Consider the following 16560-nt stretch of genomic DNA (forward strand, 5'->3'; position numbering starts at 1 on the left):
CTAATATCCAAAGAGAGAATTTTCAAAAAGCTAAATTTATTTGGGATGAAGCTATCCAAGAGATAGCTGCTGCCTAAAATTTAAGGGTCAGGGTTGTGTTGCGGCCATATTTCCATTAACTTGACGGTGCCGTTTATTGTTATTGTAAAGAGTCATAAAATCTACAGGAGATATGTATAAAGGTAAATAGCCGCCATCTCTTGAAAGATCAGAAATAATCCTTCTAGCGTAAGGAAAAATAATATTAGGACACTGAATAAAAATTATTTTCTCTTTATCCTTCACATCTTTTTCTAAAGTAAAAACACCTGCATATTTCAAATCAATCAAATACTGAATTTCATCTTCAATAACGGATTTAACTTGAATACCTAGCACTACTTCATATGTTTCATTTTGTATGCCATGAGCCCCTATATCAATTGAAACATCCACTTCTGGTTTATCATTATTTAATAGGCTATACGGAGCTTTTGGATTTTCAAATGATAAATCTTTGACGTATTGAGCATTAACCAAAACGCTACCATTAATGCCTAATTTTTGCGACATAATTAAAATTATAATTCTATTAATTTAACAAAATATATCAAATTTACTTGAAGAATACAAAGATAATATATATTTAAGTATGTAAATAGTTCGTAATATATTAAAGTGAAGCCATGGACTTAGTTTTTTTAATAGCGATTACTGCCTTTATTGTTTACAAGCTTTTTCAAAGTCTTGGTAGGGAAGATAAAGACTTAAAACAATTCAAACACATAGAACCTGTATTAGATAGTTTAAAAAAACATGTAAATCATGTTAAAAATGTGGAATTTGAAATCATTTCAATAAAGGATGCTAATTTAACCCCAGAGGTAAAAAAGGTGTTCGAAAAATTGCTTATAGAAGAAAAATCTTTCAGCATTAATCATTTTATCGATGGAGCAAAAAAAGCATTTAAGATGATTCTAATAGCTTTTAATTCCAGTGAGATACAAACTTTAAAAGAACTTTTAGCACCAGATGTTTACGAAAAGTTTATTACAGAAGTAAATGATAGAATTTCGCAGAAAATAAGATATAATGTAACCTTGGTTGGAATAAAAGAAGCAAACATAATTGATGCAAATATTATAAACGATACTGTCTCCGTTAAACTTGAAATAATTAGTGAGCAAATTATTACTGTTAGAGATAAAGACGAAAATATAATCTTTGGTAATGCGAATAAAATTTTACCGATGCGTGACATATGGACTTATAGTAAAAAAATCAAATCAGGAAATCTTTGGCATATAACGCAAACTGAATCTAAATGAAATGCTTAAAATTTAAAAACATACTTTTATTAATTTTTTTTATCATCTTGTGCTCTTGTTCTGGTGATTATAAAAGAAAATACAAAGTTAGGGAAGCTAAATTTGTTAAAACTGAATACAGTAAAATGGTAGGATGGAGGTATGACACTCATCTTATTAGCCTAAATACATTTGCAAATTCTTGCAAACAGATTATAAAACTTGGAGATAATCAACCAATTAGTAAATTGTCGCAGTTAGGTGGCACTGCAATAAATTGGAAGAGAATTTGCCATGATTTAAACAACAAAAAAATTAAAACAAACGAACAAGCTAAGGATTTTTTTGAAAAATGGTTTACGCCGTATACAGTACTAGATGGACAAAATAACGCAATTGGTAAATTTACTGGTTATTATGAAATTGAGATAAATGGAAGTACTATAAAGACCAGGAGATGTAGCCATCCAGTTTATATGCCTCCCAAAAATCTTTCTCAACATCAACGCAAGAGTCATCTTTCTCATTCATCAATAAATAATGGCTCTCTAAAAGGAAAAAATTTAGAAATTCTATGGGTCGATAATTATGCGAGATTATACTTCATGCACATCCAAGGATCTGGCAGAATCAAACTAAATGATGGGAGATTAATTCGTTTAGGCTACGCTGGACAAAATGGGTTTGAGTATAAATCTATTGGCCCCTACTTCAAAGAATATAATGCAACTGGTATTAATTCTGCACTTGACATGATTGAGTGGCTACATCGAAATCCAAGTGATGGTAAAAAAATTATCGAACGAAATCAATCATATGTGTTTTTTAGAAAAATCAACGGTGATGGGCCGATTGCTGCTCAAGGAATACCGCTTACACCTGAGCGATCTATCGCTTTAGACAAGGCTATTTATCCTTATGGAACACCAGTTTGGATTGACACATCACTACCCAAAACAAGGAATTATACAGATAGGAAATATAGAAGATTATTTATAACTCAAGATACTGGAGGTGCTATAAAGGGCGCTATCAGAGGTGATATATTTTTTGGACATGGGAAAAGAGGTGAGGAGTTAGCATGCTACATGAACAACAAAGGAAGACAATATGCATTATTTCCAAAAAGTGTTAAGATACCAAGCTACTATCAAACGCATTAGGGCTGGTAATGTTAAATAAATACTTGATAATTTGATACAATCTTAAAAATCTATAAAAATCATAAATATGGAGTGTCAGGAAGAAACAAATATTGCAGTGAAGAATGAATAATCTGCCTAGATTATTCAGGGGCGCACTGCCTTATCGCTAAATGTCATCAAAAACTGCAGTGGCCGACAATATTGGTGGAGGGAGCAGGATTCGAACCTGCGTACGCAAATGCGGGCAGATTTACAGTCTGCTGCCATTGTCCACTCGGCCATCCCTCCGGTTTGTAAGGAACCAAATTAACAAGTTGGATTGAACCATATTTTTAATAAAAATACAAGCTGAATAAATCATAATAATATGAAGGTTATTAAATATGGCTATATTCATCCTTTGCCTTGTATTGGTCCAAGGACTCTATCCATTTTTATGCCTATTTGCAATACCGCTCTAGTTTTTATCTAGCGCTTAAGTAAATTTTTATGATATTTGATAATAATTCAACAGCTTCTTTATATGGTCTTTGGAAACTATTTCTACCAATTATAGAGCCATTACCTCCACCTTGATTAATAGCTTTTGCTTCATTGTATAGCTCATCTTCATTTTTTGAAGTACCTCCTGAAAATACTACTAACCTTTTTCCATCAAAAGCTGTTTTCATTATGTGCGCAACACGATTCGTTAAATTTTTAAACTCATGCATTTCCTTTGAGTAAATACTTACTGCTGATTTATCTTCTATATCCTCAGAAGGCAATTTTACTTTAATTATATTAGCTCCAATTAAAGCTGCAATATGTGTTGCATAGGCGATAACATCTAATGCGGTTTCACCTTTTTTGGTTAAATCTCCTCCTCTTGGATATGACCATACAACGGTTGCAAGTCCATGTGCCTTGGCCTCAGAAATCATTTCGGAAATTTCTTGTATCATCTCAAGTGAGCTATCTGATCCTGGATATATAGTAAAACCTATTGCAGTACATCCTAAATAAATGGCATCCTGCACATTTGCTATAATAGATTGATTTGGCTCAATATCCTTACTCATTAAGGAATTTGAGCTATTGGCTTTGAGTATCAAGGGTATTGTTCCACGAAATTCGTCAGAGATTGCTTCAAGCATTCCCTTGGGTGCAGCATATGCGTTTAACCCTGCATCTAGTGCTAATTTTATATGATATTCAGGATCATACGCTACTGGATTCATAGAGAAGCTTTTTGCTGGACCATGTTCAAAACCTTGATCAACTGGTAGAATTAGCATTTTTCCAGTTCCAGCCAATTTACCATTCATTAATATTCTTACTAAATTAGACTTCACAGCAGGTGATTCACTTTCATAACCCTTTAAAATCTTTTTTACATTGTTGGTGAGGTGCATAAGATATTACCCTAAAATCTTTTTCTGGATGCTATTTGAATGTTAACGCATTTTCAACATAAAAAATTTATATCAGCAATTTGCAATAAGGGGTGCAAAAAATAAGGGTGCGAAATTGAAGTATCAAATATAGTTAATTTGGAACCCAGTAATACACTGGCTATAACAAATTTCTTATCCCCTAACCTCAACAATACCCCTTAGAGTATCCCAAAATTGTTGACATAATAGAAAACTAAATGTAAGACTTTCATATAAAACATAGGTCGTGGCTTTTTAGCGGATGTAGCTCAATGGTAGAGCCCCAGCCTTCCAAGCTGGTTATGTGGGTTCGATTCCCGTCATCCGCTCCATAATGCATATGTGTTGACCAAGAAAAATAAAAAAGGAGAACGAAAAAATGGCAGAAGGAAAATTTGAGAGAACTAAACCGCACGTAAACACAGGGACGATAGGGCATGTGGACCATGGGAAGACGACGTTAACGGCGGCGATAACGAAGTATTTTGGGAAGAGAGCGATAAGATATGATGAGATAGATAAAGCGCCAGAGGAGAAAGAAAGAGGGATAACAATAAATTCAGCGCATGTGGAGTATGAAACAGAAGGAAGGCATTATGCACACGTGGACTGTCCTGGGCATGCGGATTATGTGAAGAATATGATAACAGGTGCAGCACAGATGGATGGTGCGATATTAGTAGTGAGTGCAGTAGATGGACCGATGCCACAAACAAGAGAGCATATATTGTTAGCAAAGCAAGTGGGGATAGGAACGCTAGTAGTATTCCTGAACAAGGTAGATATGGTGGAAGATGAAGAGTTATTAGAATTAGTAGAAATGGAAGTGAGAGAGTTATTGACAAAGTATGGATTTGATGGAGATGCGGCAAGAGTGGTTAGAGGGTCGGCACTGAAGGCATTAACAGAAGACGGAACGGAATTAGGAGAGAAGGCAATAAGAGAGTTGATGAAGGTAGTGGATGAAGCAATACCAATGCCAAAAAGAGATATAGAAAAACCATTTTTAATGCCAATAGAGGATGTATTTTCAATATCAGGGCGTGGTACAGTGGTGACAGGAAGGATAGAGCAAGGGAAAATAAAAGTAGGAGAAGAAGTAGAGATAGTGGGGATAAGGAAGGAGAGTAAGAAGACAAAATGCACAGGCGTGGAAATGTTCAAGAAGGAGCTTGAAGAAGGGATGGCAGGAGATAATGCAGGGTTATTGCTAAGAGGGATAGCGAAGGAAGAGGTGGAAAGAGGGCAAGTGTTAGCGAAGCCAGGAAGTATAACGCCGCATACTAAGTTTAAAGCAGAAGTGTATGTACTTAAGAAAGAAGAAGGAGGAAGGCACACACCGTTTTTCAAGAATTACAGGCCACAGTTTTATTTTAGAACAACGGATGTAACAGGAACTGTAGAATTGAAAGAAGGAGTGGAGATGGTAATGCCAGGAGATAACACAGAGATAGTTGTGGAATTGATATCGCCAATAGCAATGGATAAAGGTTTAAAGTTTGCAATCAGAGAAGGCGGTAAGACTGTTGGTGCTGGTGTTGTTGCTGAAGTTATTAAATAATTTATGGGGTCCTTGATATGAGTTTTCAGCAATCTATAGAATTAAAATTAAAAGCTTTTGAGCCAAGGGTTTTGGATAAGGCTGTTAGTGAGATAGTAGATACTATTTCCAGAATTGGTGCTAGATATAAAGGGCCAATACCAATGCCTAGAAAAATTAGTAGGTTTACAGTTAATAGATCGACGCATATTGATAAAAAATCCAGAGAGCAGTTTGAAATTAGAGATCATTCAAGATTTTTAATTATTGAAGCTTCTCCTCAAACTGTAGATGCATTAATGAAATTGGATATAGCAGCTGGTGTGGATATTCAAATTAAAATGAAGGGAGCTGAAAATGAAGGAAAGTAGATGTGGTGTTATAGCTAAAAAAATAGGTATGACTCAAATTTTTAAAGATAATGGAGAAGTTGTCCCTGTTACTGTGCTTCATGTAGATGAGAATGTTGTATTATCAGTGAAAAATGAAGAAAAAAATGGCTATGATAGTTTGCAAATAGCGGCATTTGATCAAAAAATGCAGAGATTATCAAAAAGCATTAGAGGTATATTTGAAAAAGCAAAGGTAGCGCCAAAAAAGAAAATCAAGGAATTTTCTATTAATAAAAAATATGCGCTGAAAGTAGGTGATATAATAAATGTTAATCACTTCAAAAAAGGGCAATATGTTGATATTACTGGTACATCTATAGGTAAGGGTTATGCAGGTGTTATGAAAAGGCATAATTTTAGGGGATTAGAAGCTTCTCATGGTGTTTCAATAAGTCATAGATCAGCTGGTTCAACTGGGCAATGTCAAGATCCAGGAAAGGTATTTAAGGGTAAAAAAATGGCTGGGCGATTAGGTGGTGAAAAGGTAACTAAGCAGAATATTCTTATAGTAGATATTGATAGTGAATTAAATGTTTTGCTGGTTAAAGGTGCGGTACCTGGTAACAAAAATGGATATTTGTATATAAGGGATGCTATCAAAAAAGCGTTACCATGTTAATTATTGAGGTATGATATGTATTTAGAAGTATTGAGCTCTGAAAATAAGGTTTTAAGAAAGATTGATGCAAATATTTTTGACATTAAGGATATTAGGTACGATTTAATTCATCAATTAGTTTTATGGCAGCAGGCAAAAAAAAGATCGCCTATAAGTCATGCTAAGGGAATTTCAGAAGTAAAAGGTTCAACGAGAAAAATTTATAAGCAAAAAGGTACTGGTAAAGCGAGGCATGGTAGTATAAGGGGTGCGCAGTTTGTGGGTGGAGGAATAATATTTGGGCCAAGTAAAAATAAAGTGTATGACTATAAGGTTAATAAAAAGGTAAAAAAAATAGCATTGTTGAATGCTTTAGCATTGAAATATAGAGATAAATCTATTACTGTACACGAGCACTTAAAAGTTGATACATATAAATTTAAAGATTTTTCAAAGATGTACGGAGATAAATTATCATCACAAAAAACGCTGTTTATAGATAGTAATTTTGATGATAATTTTGTAAAATCTATTGGAAATAATCATAAAGTTGACAGACTATGTTTAGCTGGAATAAATGTGTTAGATATAATAAGGCATGATAAAATACATTTTTCTGAAGATGCATTTAATGGTATATTAGCGAGGTTTAAGTGATAAAATTAGATATGTATGATATTATTAAAATGCCTCTGTTAACAGAGAAAAGTAATAGTCTTGAATCTTTGGGTAAATATGTGTTCATTGTGAGTTCAGATAGTAATAAAGCTCAAATTAAAAAAGCAGTTGAGCATATTTTTAATGTAGAAGTGAAAAGTGTGAATATAATTAATATCCAAGGAAAGGCAAAAGTTTTTAAAGGTAAAAAAGGTAAGAGAGCTAGCTTTAAGAAAGCTATTGTAACAACAAAAGATATGAAAAAAATCGAATTTTCAAAAGGTGTTTAAAAGATGGCATTAATAAATTATAATCCAGTTACCCCTTCTCAAAGGCAACTTGTTTTGGTTGATAAATCTGGACTTTGGAAAGGGTCTCCTATAAAGGGACTTGTTAGAGGTAAGAATAGTAGTGGTGGTAGGAATAATCTTGGTAGAATAACCGTTTATGGTAAATCAAAAGGTGCTAAGAAAAAATATAGAATAATTGATTTTAAGAGAACAAAAGAGCTTTCTGCGACAGTGGAAAGATTTGAATATGATCCAAATAGATCTGCTAATATTGCGTTAATAAAATATGATGATAATGAGTACTCATATATAATAGCGTTAGAAAATTTAAAAATAGGAGATAAAATTGTATCTTCTAATAGTGCTGAGATAGCAATCGGTAACTGTATGCAGTTAAAAAACATTCCTGTTGGAATAGTAATTAGTAATATAGAATTGAAACCTAATAAAGGAGCTCAATTAGCTAGGTCAGCTGGTGCATCTGCAACAATTGTTAATAAAGATTCTGGTAAAGTATCCATCAAGCTTCGCTCAGGTGAAGTTAGAATTGTTGAAGGGGAATGCAAAGCAACTATAGGAACAGTTTCAAATGCTGATAAGAAAAATGTAAAACTTGGTAAAGCAGGAAGAAAAAGATGGTTGGGTTTTAGGCCTAAAGTAAGGGGTGTTGCGAAAAACCCGGTCGATCATCCGCATGGTGGTGGTGAAGGTAAAACATCGGGTGGTAGACATCCTGTGTCTGCTTGGGGTAAGCCAACAAAAGGATTTAAGACTAGAAATAATAAACGAACAGATAAGTTTATAATAAAAAGCAGACATAAAAAAAATAAATAATAAGTGAATGAATTATGAGTAATAGATCAGTTTGGAAAGGACCGTTTGTTGATCCTAAATTGCTAAAAAAAGTAAATGATGTAGTTGTTGGTGGAAAATTTGTTGCAATCAAAACATGGTCAAGAAAATCTACTATTTTGCCAAATTTTGTTGGATTAACATTTTCTGTGCATAATGGAAAGAAGTTTATTCAAGTTTTGGTTAACGAAAAAATGGTAGGTAAAAAGCTTGGAGAATTTTCTCCTACTAGAACATTTAATGGTCACGGAAATAACAGAAAATAATTATTATATTAGTGAATTTATGCAAGTTAAAGCAACAGATAAATTGGTGAAATCAAGTGTTCAGAAATTGAACATTATTGCGGATCTTATAAGGAAAGAGAATGTTAATGAAGCAATATTGCAACTTGAATTTTGTAAAAGAAAAGCATCAAAGCAATTGCAAAATATCCTTAAATCTGCAATAGCTAATTCACAAAATAATCATGGATTAGATATAGACAAATTATATGTAAAGGAAGTTAGGATTGGTAAATCCTTAACCTTAAAGCGTTCAATGGTTAGAGCGAGGGGTAGAATAAATAGAATAGTAAAGCCATTTAGTAAAGTTACAATAATTGTAGAGGAAAGAGGTTAATATGGGACAAAAAGTAAATCCAAATAGCTTTAGATTAGGAATTGTATCTACATGGGATTCATCATGGTATAGCAAAAAAGATTATGCTAAAAAATTGCATGAAGATATTAAAATTAGAGGTATGATTTTTGATAAGTTGAATTATGCAGGTGTAAGTAAAGTTTGTGTAGAGCGCCCAGCTAATAAGATTATGATAAATATTCATTCATCAAGGCCTGGTGTAGTAATAGGTAAAAAGGGTGTTGATGTGGCAAAAATTAAAGAAGATATAGCAAAAATAACTTCTAATGAGATAATCATAAATATTACAGAGGTGCGAAAAGCTGAGACAGAGCCATTACTTGTAGCAAAAACTGTAGCAGAGCAATTAGAAAAAAGGGTCTCTTTTAGAAAAGCTGTAAAAAGGGCTATATCGAATGCTATGAAAATGGGAGCAAAGGGAGTTAAAATAAGCGTTTCTGGACGTTTGGGTGGAGCTGAAATAGCAAGAACAGAATGGTATAAAGAAGGTAGAGTTCCACTTCATACACTTAGGGCAATAGTTAGTTATGATATGGCAGAGGCTCATACAATATATGGTCTGATAGGAGTAAAGGTATGGATATATAAGGGAGATATGCTTGATAATTTAAAAAATAATACAGTAGAGAAAAATGATATTACATCCAAAGAAAACAAAATTTAGAAAAGCTTTTAAAGGAAGAATTCATGGAAAAGCCAAAGGTGGTTTTAAGATTGCTTTTGGTAAATTTGCTCTTAAAGCGTTGGAGCCGGAAAGGATTCAGGAAAAGCAAATTGAATCTGCGAGAAAAGCTATTAATAGACATTTAAGAAGAGCTGGTAAATTATGGATAAGGATTTTTCCAGATATTCCAGTAAGTAAAAAGCCTGCTGATGTCAGGATGGGTAAGGGAAAAGGTTCTCCGGAATTTTGGGCTTGTAGAGTTAAGCCAGGTAGAATTTTATTTGAACTTGATTCAGTAACTGAAGAGCAAGCTATAGAGGCTTTTTCAAGAGCTGCTGCAAAATTGCCAATAAAAACAAAAGTAATTAGAAATATAGAAGAGGGAGTTTAAAATGAAATTTCATGAAATTAATAATTTAGATAATAATGCTTTACAAAATGAATTACTTAAGTATAAAAATGAGTACTTTAATTTGAGATTTCAAAAAGTTTTAGGCGAACTGAACAATACTTCCAGAATAAAGGTTGTCAAAAAGAGCATAGCGAGAATTTTTACCGCATTAAATAAAATTAAAGATAAAAATAGTTAATTATTATGTCAAAAAAAGTATTAGAAGGTATTGTGTTAAATAATAAAGCTGATAAGACGGTAACTGTGTTGGTGGAGAGAAAAGTATTGCATAAAAAGTATAAAAAGATTATTAAGAGAAGCAAAAAATATTTAGCTCACGATGAGAATAATGTTTTGAATATTGGTGATAAGGTTAAAATAATAGAAAGTAAACCTATATCTAAGCTAAAAAAATGGCAAATTTTGTTAAGTGATAAGGATTAATTATGATACAGATGGGTACGAAACTAAATGTGGCAGATAACACTGGAGCTAAATTAGTACAGTGTATTAAGGTTCTTGGTGGAAGTAAAAAGATGTCCGCAAGTATTGGAGATAAGATTGTTGTCTCTATTAAGAAAGCTGCTGTATCTGACAAAGTTAAAGAGGGAGAAGTGTTTCACGCAGTGGTCGTAAGAACTAGAAAGGAAAAGAGAAGGAAGGATGCCGTAGTAATTAGGTTTTTTGATAATGCCGTTGTATTGCTTGATAAGCAGGGAGAGTTAATTGGTACTAGAATATTCGGAATTATTCCGAGAGAACTTAGAGAAAAAAATTATTTGAAAATAATTTCATTAGCCCCAGAGGTAACGTAAAATGGCAAATAAATTTAAAAAGAGCGATAAAGTTAAGGTGATAACTGGCAAGGACAAAGGTAAGATTTCTGAAATTATCAGTTTTATACCAAAAAGTAATAAAGTTGTTATTGGTGGTGTAAATGTTGTAAAAAGACATACTAAGCCTAATAAATTTAATCCAGAAGGTGGTATTGTACAAAAGGAAATGCCAATCCATGTTTCAAATATTATGCATGTTGATCTAAAAACAAATTCTGTGAGTAAGATAGGATTTAAATTTTTAGAAGATGGCAAGAAAGTTAGATATTTGAAAAAAACAGGTGAATTGATAGATAATAAAAAAGTTTAATTATGGCTAATTCAAGATTAGAAAAACATTATAGTACGGTTAGTAGAAAGGAACTAAAGGAACACTTTAAGTTTAAAAATGACATGCAAATCCCTAGGCTAAAAAAAATATCAATCAATGTTTCTGTAAAAGATGCTGTGACAGATTCTAAGGTTATAGATAAAGTCTATGATGAAATTATGGCTATTACAGGTCAAAAGCCCGTAATAACAAAGGCAAAAAAATCAATAGCTACATTTAAGTTAAGAGAAGGGATGAAAATTGGGTGTAAGGTTACACTTAGAAAAACTATAATGTACGAATTTTTAGATAGGTTAATAAATATAGCGCTTCCAAGAGTAAGGGACTTTAAGGGGTTAAGTTCAAAACAGTTTGATGGTAATGGTAATTTTTCATTAGGAATAAAAGAGCAGATTGTATTTCCTGAAGTTGATTATAATAAGATTGATAAAATAAGAGGAATGAACATTATTATAGTTACTTCTACAAACAGTAATGAAGAAGCGAAGTTTTTACTAAAAACATTTAATCTACCATTTTATAATTAGAATAATAGGATAAATATCATGGCAAAAAAAAGTGTAGTGCAGAGAAATTTAAAAAGGATTAGATTATTCAATAATAATCTAGAAAAAAGAATGGAGCTTAAAGAAATTCGTAATAATAAGTCAATTACGTTAGAGGAAAGATTTGAGGCTCAAGCAAATTTATCTAAGTTGCCAAGGAATAGTTCAAAGGCAAGAATAAGAAATAGGTGTTTGCTGAGTGGTAGGGGAAGAGGAGTTTATAGAAAATTCAAGTTATCCAGAATATGGTTTAGGAAATTAGCATCAGAGTGTAAGTTGCCTGGTGTAATTAAGGCTAGTTGGTAATAATAAAGGAAATAAAGATATGTCACAAACACATTTACTTTCAGATACAATAGCGAGAATTAAAAATGCGCAGTTAGTTAAAAAACAATATACAATAGTGCATTGTTCTAAAAAAATTGAGCAAGTTTTGGATGTATTGCTTAAAGCTGGCTATGTTTCGAGTGTTGAAAAATATGAGGTAAGAAAAGGTGTGCATATGATTAAGGTGGGGCTTAAATATGAAGGTAAGTTCAGTTGTCCTGTAATCAAGGAGTTTAATGTAGTGTCGAAGCCTGGTAAAAAGGTATTTAAATCATATAAAGATGTAAATAAAATGTACGGTGGATTAGGCATGACAGTATTGTCAACTTCAAAGGGTATAATAAATGACAATGAGGCCAGGGATATTAAAGCTGGTGGTGAAATTTTGTGTAACATTTTTTAAAATAGATTATGTCAAAAATAGGAAAACAACAGATCAAAATACCAGGTCAAGTCAAAATCAATTTTGAAGACGATTTCCTAGTTGTGAAAGGTCCCAAGGGTGAATTGAGCATGAATGTGTTTGATTCAATTAATTTAAAATTAAATGATGATAGTATTATATTGTCTCCAAAGACAATTACTAAAAAAGTCAAATCACTGTGGGGGTTGACACGTTCATTGATAAATAACATGGTTATAGGTGTCACCGATGGATTTGTAAAAAAATTAGAAATTAATGGAGTAGGTTATAAAGTTAATATGGATGGTGATTTATTAATATTAGCTTTAGGATATAGTCATGATATTGTTTATCCCATTCCCGAAGGTGTTAGTGTTAAATGTACGAAGAATACAATAGAGGTAATTGGGTGCGATAAACAACTTGTTGGGCAAGTTTGTGCAGACATTAGGAGTTTAAGAAAACCTGAGCCTTATAAAGGTAAAGGGATTAAGTATGAAAATGAAGTGATTGTAAGAAAAGAAGGTAAGAAAAAATAATTTGGTATTTTAAAAAATGTTAAGCAAAAAGTTAAAACATATTAGAAGAAAAGAGAGAACAAGATTTAAACTTAAAAGTGGTAATTTGGATAGGTTGAGATTGTGTTTTTATACTTCAAATAAGTATATTTATGGTCAAGTTATTGATGAAAGTAAAAGAATGACGATTACTTCTTTAGCCACCTATGATAAGGATTTCAAAGATTTTAAAAATAAAAATAATATTAAAGCTGCTGAATTGCTTGGTGAAAAATTTGCTAAAATGCTACTAGATAGAAAAATTAAAGATGTGTATTTTGATAGAGGTAGGCTCAAGTATCATGGTAAAGCAAAGGCTTTTGCTGACAGTGCAAGGAAAAACGGGTTAAATTTTTAATGGCTGACAAAATGGTAAATAATAATAGTAACACAGAAATTGTAGAAAAATTAGTTAAAGTAAACAGATGTACTTCTGTTACCAAAGGGGGGAGAAAATTTAGTTTTTCGGTCATTGTAGTAGTCGGAGATAAAAAAGGAAAAGTAGGATACGGTTTAGGAAAGGCTACTGAGGTAATGGATGCTAAGGCAAAAGCATTGGGAGAAGCAAGAAGAAGCATGTTTAGAATTCCACTGAGGGAAGGAAGGACTTTACATCATGATACTATTGGTAAATATTGTTCTGGAAAGGTAATAATGAGAGCTGCTCCAGCTGGTACTGGTATTATAGCAGGAGGATCAACAAGGCCATTATTTGAAGTCTTAGGTATTAAGGATATTGTGGCTAAGTCAATTGGTTCAAATAATCCTCATAATATTGTGAAAGCAGTTATTATGGGGCTTAGAAATACTAGTACACCTAAAATGATTGCAGATAAAAGAGGAAAAAAGATAGTTGAAATTGCTAGTCAACGAGAAAAAACTTAAAGATGGTATAATGTTATGTTGAATCAGTTAAAAGGAAATATAGGAGCGAGAAAAAAAAGGAAATGTCTGGGAAGAGGAATAGCTTCTGGAAAAGGTAAGACATGTGGTAGAGGTGGAAAAGGACAAACTGCGAGAAGTGGTGTTGCTTTAAATGGATTTGAGGGAGGTCAAATGCCTATATATAGGAGATTACCTAAAAGAGGATTTAACCCTATTAATAAACAAGTATATAAAATTATTAATTTATATCAGATAAATTATTTAATTAAAAACCAAAAGCTTACGCAAGATATTAAATTAGAAGATATAGAGAAATTAGGTTTATTTAATTCTAAAAAAGAAAAATTGAAGTTACTTGGAAAAGGAGTATTTGAACAAAAGTTTAATATAGAAGTGAACAATGCTTCTAAGAAGTTGATTGAAAATGCTTCAAAAAATGGTTCAGCTATCAAATTAGTATAAGTCAAAGATAATAAAAATGAAAAATCAGCAGAGCCAAAATTTTGGTAATCCTATAATGGGTGGCGGAGAGTTAGGCAAAAAGATTTTTTTTGTTATATTGATTTTAATTATTTATAGATTCGGAACTTACATACCGCTTCCTGGAGTTAATTTAATGATTTTGGACAGTATTGTCAAAGAGCAGGCTAAAGGAATTTTAGGAATGTTTAACGTATTAACAGGTGGTGCGCTTGGCAGGATGTCTATATTTACCTTAAACATTATGCCATACATAACTGCTTCAATAATTATGCAATTAATGACGGCATTATCCAAAGAATTTAGTGAGCTTAGAAAATCAGGTGAAGCTGGTAGACAGAAAATAAATCAATATTCAAAATATTTATCAGTTATCCTAGCTTTATTTCAAGGGTATGGTATAGCGATTGGGATTGAATCGCTTAATCATAATGGTGTTGCGTTAATAAGTGATCCTGGAATTTATTTTAGAATTGTTACAATGTTTAGCCTTATGGGAGGAACAATAGTTGTCGTTTGGTTTGCGGATCAAATAAATACAAAAGGAATTGGAAATGGAAGCTCAGTTATAATTTTTGCAGGTATAGTTTCAGGTTTGTTACCTTCTGTATTTTCATTATTAGAGATGGGAAAAAATAATATCGTCTCAACTCCATTTTTATTATTATGCTTTGCAGTTGTTGTATTTATGGTTGTTTTTGTGGTGTTCATGGAGAAGGCTCAAAGAAAATTAGTAGTACAATATCCTAGAAAGCAAATTGGAAAGAAAATATATGCTGGAGATTCAACACATTTACCAATGAAAGTTAATGTGTCTGGAGTAATACCACCGATATTTGCCAATGCACTATTATTATTTCCTGCCACAATAGCTGGTTTTAACGTGGGTGCAGAAACTAATGGATGGCGCAAATTTGTCGAAAGTTATTTATCTCAGGGGAAACCGCTATATGTTGCGCTATATATACTCTTTATAATATTTTTCTGTTTTTTTTACAGTACAATTGTGTTTAATCCAGAAGAAACTGCCGAAAATTTAAGAAAAAGTGGTGCCATTATTGTTGGCAGAAGGCCTGGAAACCAGACTAAAGAATATCTACAATATATTTTAACAAGAATTACTGTGATCGGAGCTTTGTATATAGCAATAATTTGTGCAGTACCAGAAGTTTTAACTTATCAATTTAGTATGCCTTTCTATTTAGGCGGTACGAGTATTTTAATAGTTATCAGCGTAGTGTTAGATTTGAGCTCGCAAATTCAATCACATTTATTAAGTAGTAAATATGTGAATTTGATGAAAAAGACTAATATGATGAGGCGTAGGTAATGATAATAGTTTTATTGGGTGCACCTGGTGTGGGTAAAGGTACTCAAGCAAAATTATTAGCGGATAGATATCATTTAAAAATATTATCTACAGGGGAGATTTTAAGAAGAGCTATCAAGCAAAAAACAAGCTTGGGAATGGAAGTTGAGGCAATCATTGATCAAGGTGAGTTGGTTTCTGATGATATAGTTTGTAGCTTAGTGGAAGACGAACTAAAGATGGATAACAAAAATTTTAGTGGATTTATTTTAGATGGATTTCCTAGAACAATTGCACAAGCAAAGAAGCTTGATTTAATTTGTGTTAAAAATAATTTAACCGAGCCTTATATTGTAAGCTTAAATTTACCTGAAAATGAAATATTAAAAAGGTTATCAGCTAGGGTATATTGTTCAAATTGCAATCAAAGTTATAACTCTGTTACCAATCCTACTAAAGTAAAAGGTACGTGCGATAAATGTCTTGGTCAAAATTTTTATATTAGAAATGATGACAAAATAGAGGTGATAAAATTAAGATTGGATGCATATTTGCATCAAACGAAGCCGCTAATTCAATATTATAAAAAGCGCAAAAATTACTATCCCATTGAAGCCAAGCAGGGCATCAGTACTATACATGATAAAATAGCCTCTTTTATTGATCAATCATGAAGTTACCACTTCTGGCTTTTTTAAATTGAACCTCCCCAAGAAATTCCGCCATCAACGGTGATGATGCTACCTGTTACATAGCGTGATGCTTTGTTTGAGGCAAGGGGCACCGTCAAGTTAAAATGAGAATAGAATTATGCGATTGAATAAAAAAAAGAAAAAATATAGAATCAAAAAAAAACAAATATAAGAAAAGATGGCTCCGTCAAGGGCTCCGTCAAGTTAATGGAAATATGGCCGCAACACAACCCTGACCCTTAAATTTTAGGCAGCAGCTATCTCTTGGATAGCTTCATCCCAAATAAATTTAGCTTTTTGAAAATTCTCTCTTTGGATATTAG

At 32.5% G+C, this 16560-nt stretch carries 27 protein-coding genes and 2 tRNA genes; 26 read left to right on the plus strand and 3 right to left on the minus strand.

What is annotated here, in order from left to right:
- Positions 1 to 87: 87 nt before the first annotated feature.
- Positions 88 to 552: a protein-export chaperone SecB gene (secB, locus tag L8D11_RS00290; protein WP_236869682.1), complete on the minus strand. Its 465-nt coding sequence runs from the start codon at positions 550 to 552 to the stop codon at positions 88 to 90.
- 113 nt (positions 553 to 665) lie between these two features.
- Between secB and L8D11_RS00295 the strand changes: the two genes are divergently transcribed.
- Complete coding sequence (locus L8D11_RS00295) at positions 666 to 1307, plus strand: Tim44/TimA family putative adaptor protein (protein WP_236869683.1); 642 nt, start codon at positions 666 to 668, stop codon at positions 1305 to 1307.
- Entirely contained in the window at positions 1304 to 2449 is a 1146-nt protein-coding gene (gene mltA, locus L8D11_RS00300) for a murein transglycosylase A (protein ID WP_236869684.1), read from the plus strand. Before L8D11_RS00295 ends, mltA begins: the two co-directional genes overlap by 4 nt.
- Before the next feature lie 184 nt (positions 2450 to 2633).
- Here the strand turns inward: mltA and L8D11_RS00305 are convergent.
- Together L8D11_RS00305 and L8D11_RS00310 are read right to left on the minus strand one after the other, a co-directional pair.
- A tRNA-Tyr gene (locus L8D11_RS00305) sits at positions 2634 to 2719 on the minus strand.
- 176 nt (positions 2720 to 2895) lie between these two features.
- Entirely contained in the window at positions 2896 to 3825 is a 930-nt protein-coding gene (locus L8D11_RS00310; RefSeq protein WP_236869685.1) for a class I fructose-bisphosphate aldolase, read from the minus strand.
- A gap of 279 nt (positions 3826 to 4104) precedes the next feature.
- Here L8D11_RS00310 and L8D11_RS00315 point away from each other — a divergent pair.
- The 24 genes from L8D11_RS00315 to L8D11_RS00430 all read left to right on the plus strand — a co-directional run bounded on the left by L8D11_RS00315 (position 4105) and on the right by L8D11_RS00430 (position 16219).
- Positions 4105 to 4178: transfer RNA gene (locus L8D11_RS00315), tRNA-Gly, on the plus strand.
- Positions 4179 to 4225: 47 nt separating this feature from the next.
- Positions 4226 to 5407 (plus strand): elongation factor Tu, encoded by a 1182-nt coding sequence (tuf, locus tag L8D11_RS00320; RefSeq protein ID WP_236869686.1) that lies wholly within the window; start codon positions 4226 to 4228, stop codon positions 5405 to 5407.
- Positions 5408 to 5424: 17 nt separating this feature from the next.
- Positions 5425 to 5757: a 30S ribosomal protein S10 gene (gene rpsJ / locus L8D11_RS00325; protein WP_236869687.1), complete on the plus strand. Its 333-nt coding sequence runs from the start codon at positions 5425 to 5427 to the stop codon at positions 5755 to 5757.
- A complete protein-coding gene (rplC, locus tag L8D11_RS00330) occupies positions 5744 to 6397 on the plus strand; it encodes a 50S ribosomal protein L3 (protein ID WP_236869688.1) in 654 nt (217 codons plus the stop codon). The genes rpsJ and rplC overlap by 14 nt, the downstream gene beginning before the upstream one ends.
- Before the next feature lie 15 nt (positions 6398 to 6412).
- Complete coding sequence (gene rplD / locus L8D11_RS00335; protein WP_236869689.1) at positions 6413 to 7033, plus strand: 50S ribosomal protein L4; 621 nt, start codon at positions 6413 to 6415, stop codon at positions 7031 to 7033.
- Positions 7030 to 7323: a 50S ribosomal protein L23 gene (gene rplW, locus L8D11_RS00340; protein ID WP_236869690.1), complete on the plus strand. Its 294-nt coding sequence runs from the start codon at positions 7030 to 7032 to the stop codon at positions 7321 to 7323. The genes rplD and rplW overlap by 4 nt, the downstream gene beginning before the upstream one ends.
- 3 nt (positions 7324 to 7326) lie before the next feature.
- A complete protein-coding gene (gene rplB / locus L8D11_RS00345) occupies positions 7327 to 8157 on the plus strand; it encodes a 50S ribosomal protein L2 (RefSeq protein WP_236869691.1) in 831 nt (276 codons plus the stop codon).
- 14 nt (positions 8158 to 8171) lie between these two features.
- On the plus strand, positions 8172 to 8441 hold the full coding sequence (gene rpsS / locus L8D11_RS00350; protein ID WP_236869692.1) for a 30S ribosomal protein S19: 270 nt from the start codon (positions 8172 to 8174) through the stop codon (positions 8439 to 8441).
- A complete protein-coding gene (gene rplV / locus L8D11_RS00355) occupies positions 8416 to 8796 on the plus strand; it encodes a 50S ribosomal protein L22 (protein WP_236869693.1) in 381 nt (126 codons plus the stop codon). The genes rpsS and rplV overlap by 26 nt, the downstream gene beginning before the upstream one ends.
- Before the next feature lies 1 nt (position 8797).
- A complete protein-coding gene (gene rpsC / locus L8D11_RS00360) occupies positions 8798 to 9481 on the plus strand; it encodes a 30S ribosomal protein S3 (protein WP_236869694.1) in 684 nt (227 codons plus the stop codon).
- Positions 9453 to 9872 carry a 50S ribosomal protein L16 gene (gene rplP, locus L8D11_RS00365; RefSeq protein WP_236869708.1) on the plus strand — a complete coding sequence of 140 codons (420 nt, stop codon included), beginning with the start codon at positions 9453 to 9455 and terminating at the stop codon, positions 9870 to 9872. Before rpsC ends, rplP begins: the two co-directional genes overlap by 29 nt.
- 1 nt (position 9873) lies before the next feature.
- Complete coding sequence (gene rpmC / locus L8D11_RS00370; RefSeq protein ID WP_236869695.1) at positions 9874 to 10071, plus strand: 50S ribosomal protein L29; 198 nt, start codon at positions 9874 to 9876, stop codon at positions 10069 to 10071.
- A 5-nt stretch (positions 10072 to 10076) separates the two neighbouring features.
- Positions 10077 to 10316, plus strand: coding sequence for a 30S ribosomal protein S17 (gene rpsQ, locus L8D11_RS00375; protein ID WP_236869696.1), 240 nt, complete (start codon positions 10077 to 10079; stop codon positions 10314 to 10316).
- A gap of 2 nt (positions 10317 to 10318) precedes the next feature.
- Positions 10319 to 10687 (plus strand): 50S ribosomal protein L14, encoded by a 369-nt coding sequence (gene rplN, locus L8D11_RS00380; protein ID WP_236869697.1) that lies wholly within the window; start codon positions 10319 to 10321, stop codon positions 10685 to 10687.
- A 1-nt stretch (position 10688) separates the two neighbouring features.
- Positions 10689 to 11018, plus strand: a complete 330-nt coding sequence (gene rplX / locus L8D11_RS00385; RefSeq protein ID WP_236869698.1) for a 50S ribosomal protein L24 — start codon at positions 10689 to 10691, stop codon at positions 11016 to 11018.
- Between the two features lie 2 nt (positions 11019 to 11020).
- Positions 11021 to 11566, plus strand: coding sequence for a 50S ribosomal protein L5 (rplE, locus tag L8D11_RS00390; RefSeq protein WP_236869699.1), 546 nt, complete (start codon positions 11021 to 11023; stop codon positions 11564 to 11566).
- 18 nt (positions 11567 to 11584) lie between these two features.
- Positions 11585 to 11890 (plus strand): 30S ribosomal protein S14, encoded by a 306-nt coding sequence (gene rpsN / locus L8D11_RS00395; RefSeq protein ID WP_236869700.1) that lies wholly within the window; start codon positions 11585 to 11587, stop codon positions 11888 to 11890.
- 19 nt (positions 11891 to 11909) lie between these two features.
- Positions 11910 to 12314: a 30S ribosomal protein S8 gene (rpsH, locus tag L8D11_RS00400; protein WP_236869701.1), complete on the plus strand. Its 405-nt coding sequence runs from the start codon at positions 11910 to 11912 to the stop codon at positions 12312 to 12314.
- 8 nt (positions 12315 to 12322) lie between these two features.
- On the plus strand, positions 12323 to 12853 hold the full coding sequence (rplF, locus tag L8D11_RS00405) for a 50S ribosomal protein L6 (protein ID WP_236869702.1): 531 nt from the start codon (positions 12323 to 12325) through the stop codon (positions 12851 to 12853).
- Between the two features lie 16 nt (positions 12854 to 12869).
- A complete protein-coding gene (rplR, locus tag L8D11_RS00410) occupies positions 12870 to 13229 on the plus strand; it encodes a 50S ribosomal protein L18 (protein WP_236869703.1) in 360 nt (119 codons plus the stop codon).
- Positions 13229 to 13756, plus strand: a complete 528-nt coding sequence (gene rpsE / locus L8D11_RS00415) for a 30S ribosomal protein S5 (RefSeq protein ID WP_236869704.1) — start codon at positions 13229 to 13231, stop codon at positions 13754 to 13756. Before rplR ends, rpsE begins: the two co-directional genes overlap by 1 nt.
- 15 nt (positions 13757 to 13771) lie before the next feature.
- Entirely contained in the window at positions 13772 to 14218 is a 447-nt protein-coding gene (gene rplO, locus L8D11_RS00420) for a 50S ribosomal protein L15 (RefSeq protein WP_236869705.1), read from the plus strand.
- A 16-nt stretch (positions 14219 to 14234) separates the two neighbouring features.
- Positions 14235 to 15566 (plus strand): preprotein translocase subunit SecY, encoded by a 1332-nt coding sequence (gene secY / locus L8D11_RS00425; protein ID WP_236869706.1) that lies wholly within the window; start codon positions 14235 to 14237, stop codon positions 15564 to 15566.
- Entirely contained in the window at positions 15566 to 16219 is a 654-nt protein-coding gene (locus tag L8D11_RS00430) for an adenylate kinase (RefSeq protein ID WP_236869707.1), read from the plus strand. Before secY ends, L8D11_RS00430 begins: the two co-directional genes overlap by 1 nt.
- The last annotated feature ends 341 nt before the right edge of the window (positions 16220 to 16560 follow it).

Origin of the sequence: Candidatus Bandiella numerosa (assembly GCF_021811875.1) — a bacterium.
Lineage (GTDB): Bacteria > Pseudomonadota > Alphaproteobacteria > Rickettsiales > Midichloriaceae > Aquirickettsia > Aquirickettsia numerosa_A.